The sequence below is a fragment of the Wenzhouxiangella indolica genome (genome assembly GCF_042310355.1).
Taxonomy (GTDB): Bacteria; Pseudomonadota; Gammaproteobacteria; order Xanthomonadales; family Wenzhouxiangellaceae; genus Wenzhouxiangella.
The window spans coordinates 58,888-75,252 of sequence record NZ_JBHJMR010000006.1; the positions used below are offsets into that span (position 1 = coordinate 58,888).

The 16,365-nt window shown below is 59.5% G+C and carries 13 protein-coding genes and 2 pseudogenes; 10 read left to right on the forward strand and 5 right to left on the reverse strand.

Features of this window, described 5'->3' with window-relative positions; genetic code table 11:
* Positions 1-51: 51 nt before the first annotated feature.
* The 4 genes and pseudogenes from ACDC67_RS08655 to ACDC67_RS08670 all read left to right on the forward strand — a co-directional run.
* Positions 52-981, forward strand: a pseudogene (locus ACDC67_RS08655) (transposase zinc-binding domain-containing protein); the annotation flags it as partial.
* A gap of 111 nt (positions 982-1,092) precedes the next feature.
* Positions 1,093-1,729, forward strand: a pseudogene (locus ACDC67_RS08660) (transposase); the annotation flags it as partial.
* A 351-nt stretch (positions 1,730-2,080) separates the two neighbouring features.
* A complete protein-coding gene (locus ACDC67_RS08665; protein ID WP_376692334.1) occupies positions 2,081-3,820 on the forward strand; it encodes a DUF11 domain-containing protein in 1,740 nt (579 codons plus the stop codon).
* Between the two features lie 146 nt (positions 3,821-3,966).
* On the forward strand, positions 3,967-4,161 hold the full coding sequence (locus ACDC67_RS08670; RefSeq protein ID WP_376692335.1) for a transposase: 195 nt from the start codon (positions 3,967-3,969) through the stop codon (positions 4,159-4,161).
* A 657-nt stretch (positions 4,162-4,818) separates the two neighbouring features.
* On the opposite strand, the gene ACDC67_RS08675 is transcribed toward ACDC67_RS08670, so the two are convergent.
* Entirely contained in the window at positions 4,819-5,841 is a 1,023-nt protein-coding gene (locus tag ACDC67_RS08675) for a transposase (protein WP_376692336.1), read from the reverse strand.
* Positions 5,842-6,461: 620 nt separating this feature from the next.
* On the opposite strand from ACDC67_RS08675, the gene ACDC67_RS08680 reads away from it, so the two are divergent.
* The 3 genes from ACDC67_RS08680 (at position 6,462) to ACDC67_RS08690 (ending at position 8,507) form a co-directional block, all read left to right on the forward strand.
* The gene (locus tag ACDC67_RS08680; RefSeq protein WP_376692337.1) at positions 6,462-7,397 is read left to right on the forward strand and encodes a hypothetical protein; all 936 of its coding nucleotides are present in this window, start codon (positions 6,462-6,464) and stop codon (positions 7,395-7,397) included.
* Positions 7,398-7,558: 161 nt separating this feature from the next.
* The gene (locus ACDC67_RS08685) at positions 7,559-7,960 is read left to right on the forward strand and encodes a hypothetical protein (RefSeq protein WP_376692338.1); all 402 of its coding nucleotides are present in this window, start codon (positions 7,559-7,561) and stop codon (positions 7,958-7,960) included.
* 406 nt (positions 7,961-8,366) lie between these two features.
* Positions 8,367-8,507: a winged helix-turn-helix transcriptional regulator gene (locus ACDC67_RS08690; RefSeq protein WP_376692341.1), complete on the forward strand. Its 141-nt coding sequence runs from the start codon at positions 8,367-8,369 to the stop codon at positions 8,505-8,507.
* Between the two features lie 165 nt (positions 8,508-8,672).
* Here ACDC67_RS08690 and ACDC67_RS08695 read toward each other — a convergent pair whose 3' ends face one another.
* Positions 8,673-9,695: a transposase gene (locus tag ACDC67_RS08695; protein WP_376692343.1), complete on the reverse strand. Its 1,023-nt coding sequence runs from the start codon at positions 9,693-9,695 to the stop codon at positions 8,673-8,675.
* A gap of 666 nt (positions 9,696-10,361) precedes the next feature.
* Between ACDC67_RS08695 and ACDC67_RS08700 the strand changes: the two genes are divergently transcribed.
* Both ACDC67_RS08700 and ACDC67_RS08705 read left to right on the forward strand, forming a co-directional pair.
* Positions 10,362-11,141: a hypothetical protein gene (locus ACDC67_RS08700; protein WP_376692345.1), complete on the forward strand. Its 780-nt coding sequence runs from the start codon at positions 10,362-10,364 to the stop codon at positions 11,139-11,141.
* 36 nt (positions 11,142-11,177) lie between these two features.
* Positions 11,178-11,531, forward strand: coding sequence for a hypothetical protein (locus ACDC67_RS08705; protein ID WP_376692346.1), 354 nt, complete (start codon positions 11,178-11,180; stop codon positions 11,529-11,531).
* Positions 11,532-11,812: 281 nt separating this feature from the next.
* Here ACDC67_RS08705 and ACDC67_RS08710 read toward each other — a convergent pair whose 3' ends face one another.
* Positions 11,813-12,070 (reverse strand): hypothetical protein, encoded by a 258-nt coding sequence (locus ACDC67_RS08710; protein ID WP_376692348.1) that lies wholly within the window; start codon positions 12,068-12,070, stop codon positions 11,813-11,815.
* 432 nt (positions 12,071-12,502) lie between these two features.
* A complete protein-coding gene (locus ACDC67_RS08715; protein ID WP_376692350.1) occupies positions 12,503-13,525 on the reverse strand; it encodes a transposase in 1,023 nt (340 codons plus the stop codon).
* A 226-nt stretch (positions 13,526-13,751) separates the two neighbouring features.
* Between ACDC67_RS08715 and ACDC67_RS08720 the strand changes: the two genes are divergently transcribed.
* The gene (locus ACDC67_RS08720; RefSeq protein WP_376692351.1) at positions 13,752-14,675 is read left to right on the forward strand and encodes a tetratricopeptide repeat protein; all 924 of its coding nucleotides are present in this window, start codon (positions 13,752-13,754) and stop codon (positions 14,673-14,675) included.
* Between the two features lie 370 nt (positions 14,676-15,045).
* On the opposite strand, the gene ACDC67_RS08725 is transcribed toward ACDC67_RS08720, so the two are convergent.
* Positions 15,046-15,792, reverse strand: coding sequence for a DUF2797 domain-containing protein (locus tag ACDC67_RS08725; RefSeq protein ID WP_376692353.1), 747 nt, complete (start codon positions 15,790-15,792; stop codon positions 15,046-15,048).
* Between the last annotated feature and the right edge of the window lie 573 nt (positions 15,793-16,365).

Sequence of the window (16,365 nt, forward strand, 5' to 3'; positions counted from 1 at the left end):
TCCTGTGAGCGACCCTGCCGTTTTGCTTTATGCAAGCGGGGGACAAACGGTGTGGAAATCGGCAGTGTCGGCTATCAGCGCCACCGCCCCGAGCAGACGCTGCTCTACCAGATCGTCGAGCGCCATTACCCAGCCTTTGTCGAACACCTTGCCGAGGCCGGCAAACAGTTGCCCAGCCATGTGCGTCAGGCATTCGATGGCTACCTGCAATGCGGTCGGCTGGAGCACGGGTTCCTGCGCCTGCGCTGCGACGCCTGCCGCGTCGAGCATTTGCTCGCGTTCAGTTGCAAGCGCCGCGGATTCTGCCCTAGCTGCGGCGCGCGGAGGATGGCCGACGGCGCGGCCTGGCTGGTCGATCAGGTATTGCCCGAGCGGCCGATTCGTCAATGGGTATTGAGTCTCCCCTTTCCACTGCGATTTCTTCTGGCCACCCACCCGGCACTCATTGGTCGCGTGCTGGGCATCGTCTATCGGGTCATTGCCGGCCACATGATCCGGCAGGCCGGGTACACGCAACAGTCGGCGCGCACGGGTGCTGTCACGTTGATTCAGAGATTCGGCTCAGCACTGAATCTCAACATCCACTTTCACATGCTGTTTGTCGATGGGGTCTACGTGGTGACCCCGCCTCACGATAACCGACCCCGATTCCAGTGGGTGCGCGAACCGACGTCGGCCCAAATGACGCAACTGGTCCACACCATCGCCCGCCGGGTGGGGCGGCTCCTGGAACGTGAAGGGTTACTGGAGCGCGATACCGAACAGCTCGATCTGGGCGAGGCACCCGACGAGGACGACCCGATCCTCGACCTGGTCGGGCATTCCATCACCTACCGCATTGCCGTGGGCCCGCATCGCGGGCGCAAAGTATTCAAGCTCCAGACCCTGCCGATTTGCGATGAGGAGGACTGGGTAACTGGCGGTCCCGGCAATGTGGCGGGCTTGTCTCTGCACGCCGGTGTCGCGGTCAAAGCGGAGCCCGGCATATCCATGACCCGCCCTGCTGCGACGCCCCCAGGCCCCGCATCCGCGGCGTTTCGCTCGGTCGCGCATCCTCAGCGTACTGGAAAGTACGCCTGCGGTGGGCTCGGTCGCGAAACACCACGGCTACGGGACCTGGAGCCGTCTCGCGACGACCGGGCCATGGACATGCCGGGCTTGGCGCGACAAGCTCGAGCGGCTGTGCCGATACATCTGCCGTCCTCCCGTCTCGGAAAAGCGCCTGTTCCTGACAGCACGCGGAGAGATCGGCTACAGCCTGAAAACCCCGTACCGTGACGGGACGACCCACGTGCTCTTCGAGCCGCTGGATTTCATCGCCCGGCTGGCCGCGCTCGTTCCGCCGCCGCGGCTGAACCTGACCCGCTTCCATGGGGTGTTTGCGCCGAACAGCCCGTACCGGGCGCGGATCACACCGGCCTGCCGGGGCCGGGGTGCCAGGCCGGTCAAGCCGGCCCAAGAAAAGGAGCGCACGCCGGCCGAACAACGCGCGGCGATGCGCTGGGCGCAACGCCTCAAGCGGGTTTTCCAGATTGATGTGGAGACCTGTCCGAATTGCGGGGGCACGGTCCAGATTATCGCCTGTATCGAAGACCCGCCGGTGATCGAGCGGATACTGAATCATCTGGCCAGGAAGGATCTGCCCGGCCTGTGGACGGAAAGTCGTGCGCCGCCTGTCCGCGTGCATCGCGCCGGCAGGCCGGCCGAGCGTACCGGCTTGCATCACTGAAACGCAGGAAACCGGTTTCAGGCCGCGTTGCATCCGGGCGCGGTCCGATGGCGCTCGTGCCGAGAGAGGCCAACGCCGGCAAAAACGCGGCTACAGGGGCTTCTCGATTGGCTCCGACAGAGCGGAATCAGACGGAATTCGGCGTGCTGGGAACTTTGGTAAGCGTCCGGGGCCAGCCTGGCACGGCTCCGGATACCGCTGGAAATCAGGAAATAGGCCGCTTATACTTCCTATACGCCGCATTTGAATCGCTGATCGCTTCTTCGTAGTATAGGCTAACGAATTACTGGCTTCTGTCGAAGGGCAGTCGAGGGTCCGGCAACGTCGAATTGTCATTGATTGGGGGGTTCCATGCTCCAGTTCCGAATGCGCACCTGGCGTTCTCTCGCAGGCTTTCTGGCCGTTCTTTGCGCCCTGCTGCCCCTGGCCGCATCGGCCCAGCCCACGCCGCCGGCGGAGATCCGGATCGAACGCGACAGCCTGCACGTGGTGCTGGTCTCCGCGCGCGAGGCCTACACCTGCCACATCGAATTCCGCGACGACGGCGGGCAGGATGTGGTCGCCCGGCGGATCGATCCGCTGGCCGGTACCACGCAGTGGCGCAGGGTGGTCGAGTCGCTGGACGGAGATGCGAGGAACTGCGCGCTGGACTACGTCGCGGCCGAGGATGTCCTCGTCGCCGCCTACGACGGCGTCAACAACACCCGCTCGATCAAGGTCGCTCGCGTCGACGCCCAGACCGGCGCGGTCCAGACGCTCGACCGCAACTATGCCACCAGCAGCACGTATCCCGACGTCGGCATCGTGGTCGACGACGACGGGGCCGTGTTCTTGACTCATTGGAAAGGAGATGCTCACCAACTAGTGGCCTGGCCCAGCACGGCGGCGTTGGTGGATCCGGGCGTCATGCCAAGGGATCGCCTATTGTGGAGCGGCGCTGATTCGGGTTGTTTCACGATGCCCGGATCCGGCGACTCGGAGATCGGCCCGGACGGCAAAGTCTGGATTTCCTTCGGCCAGAATGGCTTTTCTTGCAGCCAGCGTGGGATCACGCACGTCGCCTTCGAACTGGACGGGTCCGGCAACCCGGTCGACAGCTGCGCGCCCGGCGATGCTTGTTTTCCGTTTCTCGACGGCTTCTACGATGACAACGACCCCGATGGCTCGTCGGGGAGGGTCTACGCCGACTGGATCGAGGTCGACTTCAACGGCAGCCCGAACCGCGAGATCTTCGCCATCTACCCGGATGCATTCGGTCTGGGGCAAAGACTTTATGCTCGGGTCATGGAGTCCGGCGAGAACCCGGAGCAGATCGCCCTTCCGATCAACACGACCATCGATGTCGAGACCATCGGCGGGGAGTGGATCCTCGCGCGGCGCAACGCCGCCGACACGCTGGATATTCATCACTTTCCCACCGGCGTCCAGTCCGATGGAGATGACGGCGGCCTGGCCGAGCTCGGCGCACCGGTCACGATCGACTCGCCGTTCTGCGGCACGGAGACGGACCTCGATAACGACGCCATCCGCGTCGATGACGACCTCGCCGGCCGCGGCCTGGCTGCCGTGGCCCACTACACCTGCAACGACCCGTCCGCGACGGTCAGGGCCGAGGGTTCGCTGGTCGTGCAGTTGATCGACCCCGACTTCCCCGACGCCGACCTGGCCGTGACCATCGACGACGGGCAGACCCAGGCCGATCCGGGCCAGACCGTGACCTACACGGTGGTCGCCACCAACAACGGGCCGGAAGCCAACGGCAACGTGTGGGTCGACACCACCCTGCCGCCGCAATCGAGCTGCAGCTGGACGAGCACGGCCGCGGGTGGAGCCACCGGCAACGCGGTCTCGGGCAGCGGCGATCTGCAGGAGGCGCTGGCGATGCCGGCCGACGCGACGGTGACCTACACCATCGACTGCACCATCGCCGACAACGCCACGGGAACGCTCGACGCGGTCGTCACGATCGACTCCCCGGCCTCCGACGACCCGCCCGTCGAGCCCAGCGCGGACAACAGCGACAGCGATTCCAACGCGCTCGGCCCGGTGGTCGACCCGGTCTTCGAGGATCGCTTCGAGCCGACCGCGTAGGCGAGAGCCAGAACCAGCAGAACCAGGACACCCACGATTACTTCGGCTGCGAATCCGGGACACCCACAATTTGTAGGAAAATGCCTACGGATCGTCACGACATTCGCCGGATGCCAGGGCAACTCGTTCGAGGCCAGCATTGGCCCATGGCCTATCCACGCAGCCAACGGGTCAGCGACGAGGAGCCCGACTTCTACCATTGCGTGAGCCGGTGCGTCCGGCGTGCGTTTCTGTGCGGCACCGACAGTTCCACCGGCCAGGACTTCGAACATCGCCGGCAATGGAACGAGGCTCGGATCTACAAGCTGAAAAACCAGGACACCCACGATCTTCCTGGCTAAATCATCCTCTCCGTGGTCGTCCTGAGATAGAAGTCTGCGGAAGTTGGGGCTGAATTGGCTGCGATTATTGGGCGTATCAAGCCGTCCGCCGGTGGTCTGAAGCCGATTTCGCGCACGGGCTGGCACCCGGCTCATTCCGGTCAATCGAAATTCCAGGTCAGGAGAACGTCACCAGGGGACTGGCTGTTCTCGTAGCTTCTTGAGCGCGAACTCTCCGGACACGCCTTTCATCCAGCGCTGGCCCAGATCGGCAGCCTTCAGCATTAGCGCCTCGGCGGACCCGATTGCCCGGTAGTAGGGGGAAAAACCAGGACACCCACGATTTTCCTGGCTGAATCAGCCTCGGTGCGGTCGCCTGGGCATCAAAATCTGCTGATGATGGAGTCAAAGTGGCCCTGATTTGGCGTGTCGAGCGGCCCGCTGGTGGTCTGAGGCCGAGTTCGCCCACGGGCTGGTAGGGAAAACTAGGACACCCACGATCTTCCTGGCTAAATCATCCTCTCCGTGGTCGTCCTGAGATAGAAGTCTGCGGAAGTTGGGGCTAAATTGGCTGCGATTGGGCGTATCAATCCGTCCGCTGGTGGTCTGAAGCCGATTTCGCGCACGGGCTGGCACCCGGCTCATTCCGGTCAATCCAAATTCCGGGTCAGGAGAACGTCACCAGGGGACTGGCTGTTCTCGTAGCTTCTTGAGGGCGAATTCCCCGGATACGCCTTTCATCCAGCGCTGGCCCAGATCGGCAGCCTTCAGCATTAGCGCCTCGGCGGACCCGATTGCCCGGTAGTAGCGCCTCTCGGTGCCCTGCACGCGCCGCATCCACTCGCGGGGGTGGTTGGCGAGGCTCCATAGACCATCGGGCGGCGCTTCCTCGGTGGGGGATAACTTGCCGCGCTTGTCAGGATGGGCCTGGAGTCCGGTCCAGCGAACCAGATCGATGTAGCTGGATTCGGTGAGCTCCGCCAAGGCGTCGACATCCAGGCCGGCGACCGGCTTGAGTGCCTGGTCCTGAGAGCCACGGCCAAGCGCCTTTCTAATAGCAGATCCAGCTGATTCGAGCCGGTGCCGTACAGACGTGTGTTCCGAGTCGTTCAGCGTCTCGCACATGCCGGCGCGCACCGGATTGAGATCCACGTAGGCCATGCAGGACAACACAGCCTGCTCATCCAGCAGCGCCTGACACTTGAACCGGCCTTCCCAGAACCGACCCGTACAGCCGTCCTCGCGGTTGGCCATGCGGGCGATAGGTTCGTTGAGCGCGCGCATGAACCAGCTGATCGAGCCGAGGCGCTGACGAATGACTTCCAGGCGCTCGGTGTTCCCGAGGAGGGCGAGGGTGGCTCGCTCCACGCAGGCCGGATCGTCGCGATTGCTGATGGACCCTGGGAAGATCGCCAGCCAACGCTCTGCGACCTCCCAATCAGACCACTGCCAGGGCGCTTGCGGATCGCTGCGGAGAACCACGTGCGTATGGTTCGACATGACGGCGTAGGCGTACACGGAAACCGCGAAGCTGTCGGCCAGCTTTAGGACCCGATCTTCGATCCACTGACGCCGATGCTCGTAGTCCTTGCCGGTGGCGCTGTCGAATCCGCAGAGGAAGGCGCGCCGGACGCATCGGCTAACGCAATGGAAGAATCCGGGCTCTTCGTCGCTAACCAATTGACTGCGTGGATAGGCCATGTGCCAATGTTGGCCTCAAGCAGGTTGCCTTGGCATCCGGAGAATGTCGTGAGGATCGGTAGGAAATTTCCTACAAATCGTGGGTGTCCCGGATTCTCCTCCGATTCTCCTCCCGGATTCTCCGGATTCTCCTCCCGGATTCTCCGGATTCTCCTCATCGTGGGTGTCCCGATTCTCCTGCGCGGATAGGCCATACGTTGATCCTGCCACCAGACCGCGAGGTAGCCAATCCTTAGACTGCCTTGCCGTGATGTAGGAAAACTCCTACAGATCGTGGGTGTACTGAATTCCGGAATTCCGGTGCTGAGTTCCCCCGAAACTATGTTGGCCAATCGGGAGACTGCCCCGTCGATCTATAGGACATTTCCTACAAACCGTGGTTGTCTTGTCCTGGTTCTGCGCTGGCTCTGCGCGTCCTTGTTCTCGTGCTCTTGAATGACAGAAATTTCCTGTGCTAGGGTATTGGCGGCGTTTCCGTTCGGGGGGATGGTCACGCATCTACGTACATGCAGCTAGCGTTGGCCCACTTTTATCAGGGCGGAGCTCATTTCGTACGGTAACTCTACTATCAGCGCTGGTCGCATGACTCCGTTCGAGCAACTCGAGAGGAGTTTATGACGATGCCGATTGACTGCAAGAAATGGTGTATCTGTGCTGTCTTGCTTTTGTGCTCCTTCTCTGTGTCTGGAGGCACCGTAGGGCGAGTGATAAAGGTTGAGGAGGGTGTTGGGTATGCCGTATACGAAGTAGTTGCCACATGGGAAGTGCCTGGAGTCTCAGAAGAGCCAAGCGCTCCAGGGGATCTTGAGGCCTATTCAACTCCACCGATTGGCGGCCCGTGGTGCGATGAGGATAACATCTGCTATGACCCGCATTCTGCATCTCCTCCACCCCAATTGCATGACCCGTGGGTTGGTGACCGCATCACCGTGATTGGGATGGGGGTTAGCTTTGCCTCGTTGGGTACAATGTTTCCAAGGCTCTCAATTGGAGGAGGAGGTGGAGGTGGGGGAACGCCCGGTGAACCGGACCTGAGAGTTCGCCCTGACCCTCCCGATCTTCCGTGCGACTCGCAGAATTCAGATCTCAATTCCGAGAAAGAGTTCTTGGAGGATCTTTTCGAAGATTCCAACTTCTCAGAGTTCAGGGCGGGCAGAGAAAGGAGTGGGTATGCAGGCATCGAACAGGCTGGGTTCATTTTGCCTGACGGCACAACGATAGATTTAGGAGCGATCGGGGCTCTGATAAATCAAACAGCGTGCGGTTTTGGCTTTGATGCGTCTGTAATGGAAGGACTAACTATTCCGGATGGATCGATATTCGTACATACACATCCATGGTCCAACGGTGATGATCAAGAGCCTGCATGCGGCCCACCTGACGGTGGAGCAGAGTTGGTCTACCGTCCAGGCCCGGGGACGTTTGATGATGATGCGCTAACTTCGCTTCAACAGTTCTATGGCGTAAACATTATCGGGGTAGTGATAGATGGTGATCAACTGACAATATTTGACGAAAATGGGGACGTGCTTGACGAATCAAACAGATGCTATTGAATAGGGATGTAATCCTACGGAAATGGAGATTTGCTATGAATTGGTACCGAATTAGCTTGGCCGCCTTATTTTTGTTTTCCGGTCTAGGTTCAGTTGTCGCAGACGATCGGGGTGAAGTGGGCCCGGCTTGCATGACCCCAAGCGATCGAGTCGAGAGCCACATGATGAGTTTTGCACGACGTAGTGAGGACTGGAGCAATGCGCGCGCGCGCGCTGCCGTTGGTTCAACTGAACCAGTTGCACTTACAGATCAAGCCGCTCGCGGAATTTGCGAAAAATTGTGGGAAAAGGCAGCTCCTTTGCTTGCAGTGCAAAAGCAAACCGAGTCGGGCGAATTCTACAAGTTCGACGTGGGCTTCTATAGTTTTGGACCGTTCTATGCGGTCGCTGCACTCGAGAACACTGTAGACCCTGCTAGAGAAGAAATTCCTCCACTCGAAAGAATACACACTGGGGCGGAGGGTGTCATCGTCCTATTTAGTAGGGAACTGGAGTTTCTTGGGCACTACGACTACCGCGGCTACTCGCGAGATAGAGATCCTGAACTAGTTCTCAACAGGTAGTTGGCGGTTGACGGAGGGGTAGCCGGGCACACACTGCTCTCCCATAAAGTGTGGCGAGCACCGGAAAACCCAGGACACCCACGATTTGCCTGGGCAAATCGGCCTCTTGTCATTGGGCAGCGCCTCGGAATCTTCTGAGAATGGGCCCAGAAGTGGCCCGAATTGGCCTGTCTGAACCGCCCCGGTTTTACCGGAGACTCCATCATTTGAGAGGATGGAGCCATGAACGACAAGAGAAGATACAGCCCGGAAGTCCGGGAACGAGCCATTCGGATGGTGTAGAGCGACACCGTAACCTGCCGATAAGGCGACACCCAGATTTACGCACCCCGGGGTGATTGTCTACGCTGCATTCCTGTCGATTGCAGGGAGCAGCGTACCGATGACCACTGACCTGGAGGTACGTATGACCATCAAGACTCTGGCCCGCAAGGGCGTTCCGAAGCGGGACATCGCCCGCCAACTCAACATGAGTGAGGGCAACATTCGCTACCACTTGCGCCGGATCGAGAGTGAAAACCAGGACACCCACGATTTCCTCGGCTGAATCAGCCTCTCCTGGGTGGGCGGGACATCGGAATCTGCTGAGAATGAGCCTGAAGTGGCCGCGACTTGGGGTGCCAAGCGCTGTGCCGGTCGTCTGGGGCCGATTCTGAGCACGGGCTGGTGTCCGGTCTATGCCGTTCAACCGGAAGCCCAGGTCAGGATGGGGCTACCAAGGTATTGGCTGTTCTCGTAGCTTCTTGAGCGCGAATTCTCCCGAAATGCCTTTCATCCATCGTTGGCCCAGGTCGGCCGCTTTCATCATCAGGGCCTCAGCGGATCCGATCGCCCGGTAGTAGCGGCTCTCGGTCCCCTGCACGCGCCGCATCCACTCGCGGGGATGATTGGCGACGCTCCATAGACCCTCGGGCGGTGCTTCCTCGGCGGCGGAAAGCTTGCCGCGCTTTTCAGGATGGGTTTGGAGCCCGGTCCAGCGGACCAGATCGATGTAGCTGGATTCTGTCAAATCGGCGAGAGTGTCGACCTCGAGACCAGCGACAGGTTTGAGCGCCTGCTCCTGAGAGCAACGGCCAAGCGCCTTTCCAATTGCGTTTTGAGTCGATTCGATTCGGTATCGCACGGAGGTATGTTCGGAGTCGCGAAGCGTCTCGCACATGCCGGCGCGAACCGGATTGAGATCGACGTAGGCCATGCAGGACAGAACGGCTTGCTCATCGAGCAGCGCCTGACACTTGAACCGGCCTTCCCAGAACCGACCCGTACAGCCGTCCTCGCGGTTGGCCATGCGGGCGATAGGTTCGTTGAGCGCGCGCATGAACCAGCTGATCGATCCGAGGCGCTGACGAATGACTTCCAGGCGCTCGGTGTTCCCGAGGATGGCGAGGGTGGCCCGCTCCACGCAGGCCGGGTCGTCGCGATTGCTGATAGACCCCGGGAATACTGCCAGCCAACGCTCTGCGACCTCCCAATCAGACCACTGCCAGGGCGTTTGCGGGTCACTACGGAATACAACGTGCGTGTGGTTCGACATGACGGCATACGCAAAAACGGAGACCGCGAAGCTCTCTGCCAGCGTGTAGATCCGATCCTTGATCCATTTCCGGCGGTACTCGAAGTTCCTGCCCGATTCCTGATCGAATCCGCACAGAAACGCACGCCGGACGCACCGGCTCACGCAATGGTAGAAGCCGGGCTCCTCGTCACTGACCAGTTGGCTGCGTGGGTAGGCCATGCTGGAAGCCTGACAAAGAGATCCGTCCAATGGAATCCGAAGATTGCCGCGCTGCAGTGTAGGAAATTTCCTACAAATCGTGGGTGTCCTGGATTCCCCAAATCATGGGTGTCCTGGATTCCTCCGTGTCCTGGATTCCTCCTGGATTCCCATGCTTGGACGAGGCCAATTGAAGGTCCGCTGTCGCATAGGTGAGCGGCCTTGCAAAGTAAGGTGACGCGGAAGTTATAGCGTGTGTAGCTAAGCGGACCAGCGATCGCAAGACCTGGCTGACCTGATTCAGGCAGCCGACAATCGAGGGCGTCCTGGTTTCGATCACTTATGCCCTTCTTGGCGCCGGAGACATCATTGTCGATCAATCGGGGAACCACCTTGCCGATCCGTAGGAGATCTCCTGCGGCATCGTAGTTGCCCTGGATATCTACCAAATTCCCCTGAGGTTGACCGGCACTTTTTACATTTGATAGGCTTTTTCCTGCTATCGGCTACTGTTGGGGCCGGTGGCCTTTCATGTCGCCATTGGTGGAGGCGAGCCACATACGCGAATTGGTCGGCTCGCTTCGATGGGGGGCAGTTGTGTGTGCGGTTAGATTGGATCATACATCTCTTACGCCGCGAGACACATGGTGATTGTTTTGTCCTTTGAAACTACGGAGGCTTGTGGTTATGCGACTAGTCGCCTTAATTGGAATGCTATTCTTCGCCGCCAATGCTAATGCTCAAGATCCTGAGTGGGTTGTGTGCGGGACATGCGATTCTCAATTTGACTACCGTGTTTTTCTGGAGGGGCAGGTCGAGCATCGCCCTGATGGTACATATGAGTTTATGGTTGCCAACCATAATCAAGTTGAGTTAATCGAAGCAAGCGTCTACATTGAGCACCAAGGCACTGCGCCCCCGATGATTCTTGTGGCAACGGATCCGGCTCCAGTGACGCTGCAGTCCGAATTTGAGGAGATAGTGGAGTATGCCACCGAGGATAGCTATATCGTAATCCCACCGGATGCGTGCACTCATTGTGGAAGTGCCTCAGATGCAGGCTTTGGTGGCGCAATGGAGCCTGACTTTCTCCAGTACGTAATGAACCACAATTTGGTTGATTCTGTGCTTGAGAATTTGAGGAGTTTTACGTCCGTAGTCGTGGCGGTTAGTAAAACACTGATTTTTGGAAAACACCACACGGTCGTGGTCATTTTTCCCAATGGTGACACCTTGCAGCTAGATGTCAAGGGGCTTGGTCCTACTGCAGTAGGTACGCTATTCTATGCGGACGGAACAGCTACGGATTCTGATGGCAATCCATTGGACGGGAGCGTCGCTGGATCGCAGTATGGTGGTTCCGGAGCCGGTGGCGGTTTCCTCGTTCGCGTAGGCGGCGGTACTTCAGTGCTGCTATGTACATCGAGTAATATTCCAGGTAGCGGCGTGCAATGCAGCCCGCTTTGACACCTTTATTGCAGAGTTTTGCTCTCGGAGTGGACTATGAATGAGAGATTCCTTTGGATAATTTGTACTGCGCTTTTGCTGACGGCTCTTGGAGTAACCGGAGTCATGCTTTATCAACAATCCGAACGTGCTGAGAGGGTTGCCGTGATGACGGCAATTCAGAATGCCAATGTTCTTGCTGCGGCAAAGGAAGGTGATCTCGAAGAGGTTCGAAGAACACTTGATCTTGCGCTTAGGTCGGATTTAGGGAGCATGCAAAGCTACGTGAACATGCGCGGCACAGCTGATTCTGATCACTATCAGATGCTGCTGTCAAAGCTGTCCGAGAATCATCCCGAGCTCTACGCACATTTGACTCGGCAGACGGATGCTGAAACCGCTGTCAATTAGCGTGTAGATTGGTTACCAGCGCAACTTGCGTGGGGGTTAGCCCGGCCCGAGCCTTTCAGAATGCTCGGGCCGGGCTATCTGGGCAAGAACCAGGACACCCACGATTTGCCCGGCCAAATCAGCCTCTCCGTGGTCGCCTGGAGATGAAAATCTGCTGAGGATGGGGTCGAAGTGGCCCCGATTTGGCGTGTCGAGCGGTCCGTTAGCCGTCTAAGCCGGGATTTGGCCACAGGCTGGCGGCCGAAGCGTTCCGTTCAGCCGGAGGTACAGATCAGATCGGGCTACCAAGGTATTGGCTGTTCTCGTAGCTTCTTGAGCGCGAACTCTCCGGAAACGCCCTTCATCCACTGTTGGCCCAGGTCGGCAGCCTTCATCATCAGCGCTTCGGCCGACCCGATTGCCCGGTAGTAGCAGCTCTCGGTACCTTGGACGCGCCGCATCCACTCGCGGGGATGGTTGGCGACGCTCCATAGACCCTCGGGCGGTGCTTCCTCGGCGGCGGAAAGCTTGCCGCGCTTTTGAAAAACCAGGACACCCACGATTTTCTTGGCTCAATCAGCCTCGGCGTGGTCGCCCGGAAGTCAAGATCTGCGGAAGTTGGGGCCGAAGTGGCCGCGATTGGTCGGATAGAGCGGTCCACCGCTCGTTTGAGGCCGATTTCACGCACGGGCTGGCGCCCGGCTCATTCCGGTCGCTTTGAAGTCCAGGTCAGGAGAGCGTTACCAGGGGGCTGGCCGTTCCCGCAGCTTCTTGAGCGCGAACTCTCCGGATACAAAAACCAGGACACCCACGATTTTCCCTGCTGAATCAGCCTCGGTGTGGTCGCCCGGAGATCAAAATCTGCTGAGGATGGAGTCGAAGTGGCCCTGATTGGGCGTGTCGAGCGGCCCGCCGGAGGTTTGGGGCCGATTTCACGCACGGGGTGTCGTCCGGTCCATGCCGTTCAACCGGAAGTCCAGATCAGCGCCGGGTTACCAAGGTATTGGTTGTTCCCGTAGCTTCTTGAGCGCGAACTCGCCGGAAACACCCTTCATCCAGCGTTGGCCTAGATCAGCCGCCTTCAGCATCAGCGCTTCGGCCGACCCGATTGCCCGGTAGTAGCGGCTCTCGGTCCCCTGGACACGCCGTATCCACTCCCGGGGATGGTTGGCGACGCTCCAGAGGCCTTCGGGCGGCGCTTCGTCAGCGGCGGACAGCTTGCCACGTTTCCCGGGATTGGCCTGAAGTCCGGTCCAGCGGACCAGGTCGATATAGCTGGATTCCGTCAACTCGGAGAGCGTGTCGCTATCGAGTCCGGCGACTGGCTTGAGCGGCCGGTCCTGGGCGCTCTGGCCAAGTGCCTTGCCAATTGCAGATTGAGCCGACTCGAGGCGGTGCCGGACGGAGGTGTGTTCTGAATCGCGCAGCGTCTCGCACATGGCGGCTCGAACCGGATTAAGATCCACGTAGGCCATGCAGGACAACACGGCCTGCTCATCCAATAACGCCTGACACTTGAACCGGCCTTCCCAGAATCGACCCGTGCAACCGTCCTCGCGATTGGCCATGCGGGCGATTGGCTCATTGAGCGCGCGCATGAACCAGCTGATCGAGCCGAGTCGCTGACGAATCACGTCCAGGCGCTTGGCGTTACCAAGGAGGGCGAGGGTGGCGCGTTCCACGCAGGCCGGGTCGTCGCGGTTGCTGATGGACCCCGGGAATACTGCCAGCCAACGCTCTGCGACCTCCCAGTCCGACCACTGCCAGGGCGCTTGCGGGTCGCTGCGGAGAACCACGTGCGTATGATTCGACATGACGGCGTAGGCGTACACGGAAACTGCGAAGCTGTCAGCCAGCTTGAAGATGCGGTCTTCGATCCATTGACGTCGGTGCTCGAAGTCCTTGCCGGTGGCGCTGTCGAATCCGCAGAGGAAGGCGCGACGGACGCATCGGCTAACGCAATGGAAGAATCCGGGCTCTTCGTCGCTGACCAATTGACTGCGTGGATAGGCCATGGGCCAATGTTGGCCTCAAACAGGTTGCCTTGGCATCCGGCGAATGTCGTGAGGATCGGTAGGGAATTTCCTACAAATCGTGGGTGTCCCGGTTTTCTATCGCGCTTGATCCGGCAACACCCGGTGTTCCAGATTCCTGCAGATTTCGGGACTGCCTCGCTTTTGCCTGTGGCACAATTTCAGGATTCCAACCGACAGACTTGATTCACTCGATTAAGGAATTCCAATGATTATCGAAGCGGCGTTGGCTGCGGGCCTCAGTTGTGCCCAGTTGCCGGGGATCGACGGGAATGTGGACGACCTGGACAGACAGGCTGTCGCACAGGTGCTCGAGGTGGAACCCGATTGCGGGAAGGCTCATCTCACGCTGGGGCGTATGACCTATGCGTCAGAAACAGTTGATGAAAGCATAGATCACCTTGAGGCCGCCGCGGAACGGATGCCGCCGAATTCGGAACTGCAGCGGATGTTGGGGGGAATCTATCTGATGCGCGCCGGAATGGAGTCCTCCCTGGGGGACGCGCGCAGAGGCAGGAAGCGTCTGCGCAAGGCGGTCGAGATCGATCCCATGAACCTGGACGCGCGCGAATCCCTGGCCGGCTTTCTCGCCGGTGCGCCCTGGATCGCGGGGGGCGACATGGGCGAGGCGGACGAGCAGGCCGAGTTCATCCGCGAGCACGATGCAGAGCGTGGAGTAAGGGTGCTTGCGCAGAATCGCCTGGCAGACGACGAGACGGAAGACGCGGTTGCGTTGCTCGAAGCGGCGCTTTTGGAGCATCCGGATTGGGACTCGCTCGTCGTGCCCCTGGGTATTGGCTATCAGGAGCTGGAGCAGTATGCCAAGGCATTCGAAGTGCTTGAATCGTATGCCGGCCGCCCAGAGCCGGATCCGATGGTGGTTTACCAGCTTGGCCGAACAGCGGCGTTATCGGGTGAGCACCTGGTCGAAGGCCGGGCGGCAATGACGCGCTATATCGAAATGAGAGCGGCGGATGAAGACCTGGCCGTTCCCCTGCCGCCCGCCTGGTGGCGTCTGGGCATGATCGAGACCCTGGGCGGTGATACGAAGGCCGCGCGAGAGGCTTTCGAAAAGGCGCTGGAGTTCGATTCCGATTTTGAACAAGCGCGGGAGGCGCTGCAGGCGCTCTGACCTGCTGACGCGATCGGCGGGCCATTGCCGGGTTTCCATGCTGAAAAACCAACAAAAACCAGGACACCCGCGGAATTTACGGCCGAATGGTCCTTGTGCCAGGTGATGACGCGTCAGGATCTGCTGATGGAGAGGCCAGTGGGGCGCGAAATCGCCCATATTTACCTGGATTTGGAATCTTAGCCCGGAGTTGCCCTTGAGGAGGCGCCAGCGCCGTCGGCTCTGGGCGAAGTCTTGGTCAGGAGGACACTACCATGGTATCGGCTGTTCCCGTAGTTTCTTGTCTGGCGGGGCTTCTTCATGGGCGGACAGCTTGCCGCGCTTCTCGGGGTGCCCAGGTTCTCTCACAGATTCTCGCATTCGCGGAGGCTCACGCCTCCATCACAATCCGATAGCCGTTGTGCTTGCGAATATTCAGCACCCGGTTGTCGTCGAAGATCAGGTACTGCCCCTTGATGCCGGCGAGGCGACCTTCGATTTGCGGCTGCTTGTCGAAGCCGACGCTCTTGACTTTCTCCGGGTAGCGTTCAACCGGATAGTTGATCTTGCAGACCGTGTCATCGGAATCGATGTACTGCCGTAGTTCCGGTCCCAGCTTGTCGATCAGCGATGCCTTGGTTGCCACGAGATCGGCATCGATCACTTCGTTTTTCAGCATGCGCTGCCAGTTCGTTCGATCCGTCAGGTGCTCTTTCATCGCGACTTCGACAAGACCTGCCGTGTAGCGATTGGGCACACGGGCGAAGACGATGGCATCGGTAGCACCCTGGTCGATCCAGCGGGTGGGCATCTGTGAGGCGCGCGTGATACCGACCTTGATCGCGGAGCTTCGCGCGAGATAGACGATCTGTTCGACGAGGCAGTGTTTCTCGGCCCAGTCCATGTCCCGGGCCTCGCCCTCATGGGCGCGACAGAGCTCTGGGCGAATGATGCATTCGCTGGCTTCGGGCGCGTCGCGAAAGCAGGGGTAGCAAAAGCCCTGGCCGAAGGACTTCTTGGTTTCCCGGCCGCAGACGATGCAGTTGATGGTGCCGTCGAAACGCAGCGATAGGGTCTCGCCGATCTTTGCATTCATGTCGACTGGCACACCGTCCAGCAACAGCGTGTACTGCGCCACATCCCGCAGTCGGGTCTGCATCTTTCTCAGATTTCCGGAGAGATTTGCGTCTGTGACCATGCTGAATGCCTTCGTTCCGTGTCCGTTGCCGTCGCTGACATTCTAGTGCCTCGACAAGAAACAAGGTTGCCGGGAATGTTGCCGCTCTGGCGAAAACCAGGACACCTCTTGCCAGGACGTCAGAATGCATAGTCCGGCCCATCGTGAACACCCATTCTGGTCCAACGTGAACACCGATTCCGAAACAAGCTGAACAGCCATTCCGTTTCAACGTGAACACTTTTGCCGAATTTCCGGAATTGGTGTTCACATTGCCGGAATGGGTGTTCACGTTGCCCGGAATCGTTTTCAACGCATTGTTTTTGTTAGAAACCGGAAAACCGGGAAAACCGGGACACCCACGATTCTTTCTCCGAAATCGGAGAGGATCAGTACCGAGAACCGGCACACCCGCAAAAACAGAAGAACCAGGGCACCCACGATTTTCGGAGTTAAATATCATGGGTGTCCAGATCTTCGCCCTGGGGTCGTTTGCAACTGCGCCTGGAGGATGCCGGAACCGCAAAGGTCAAA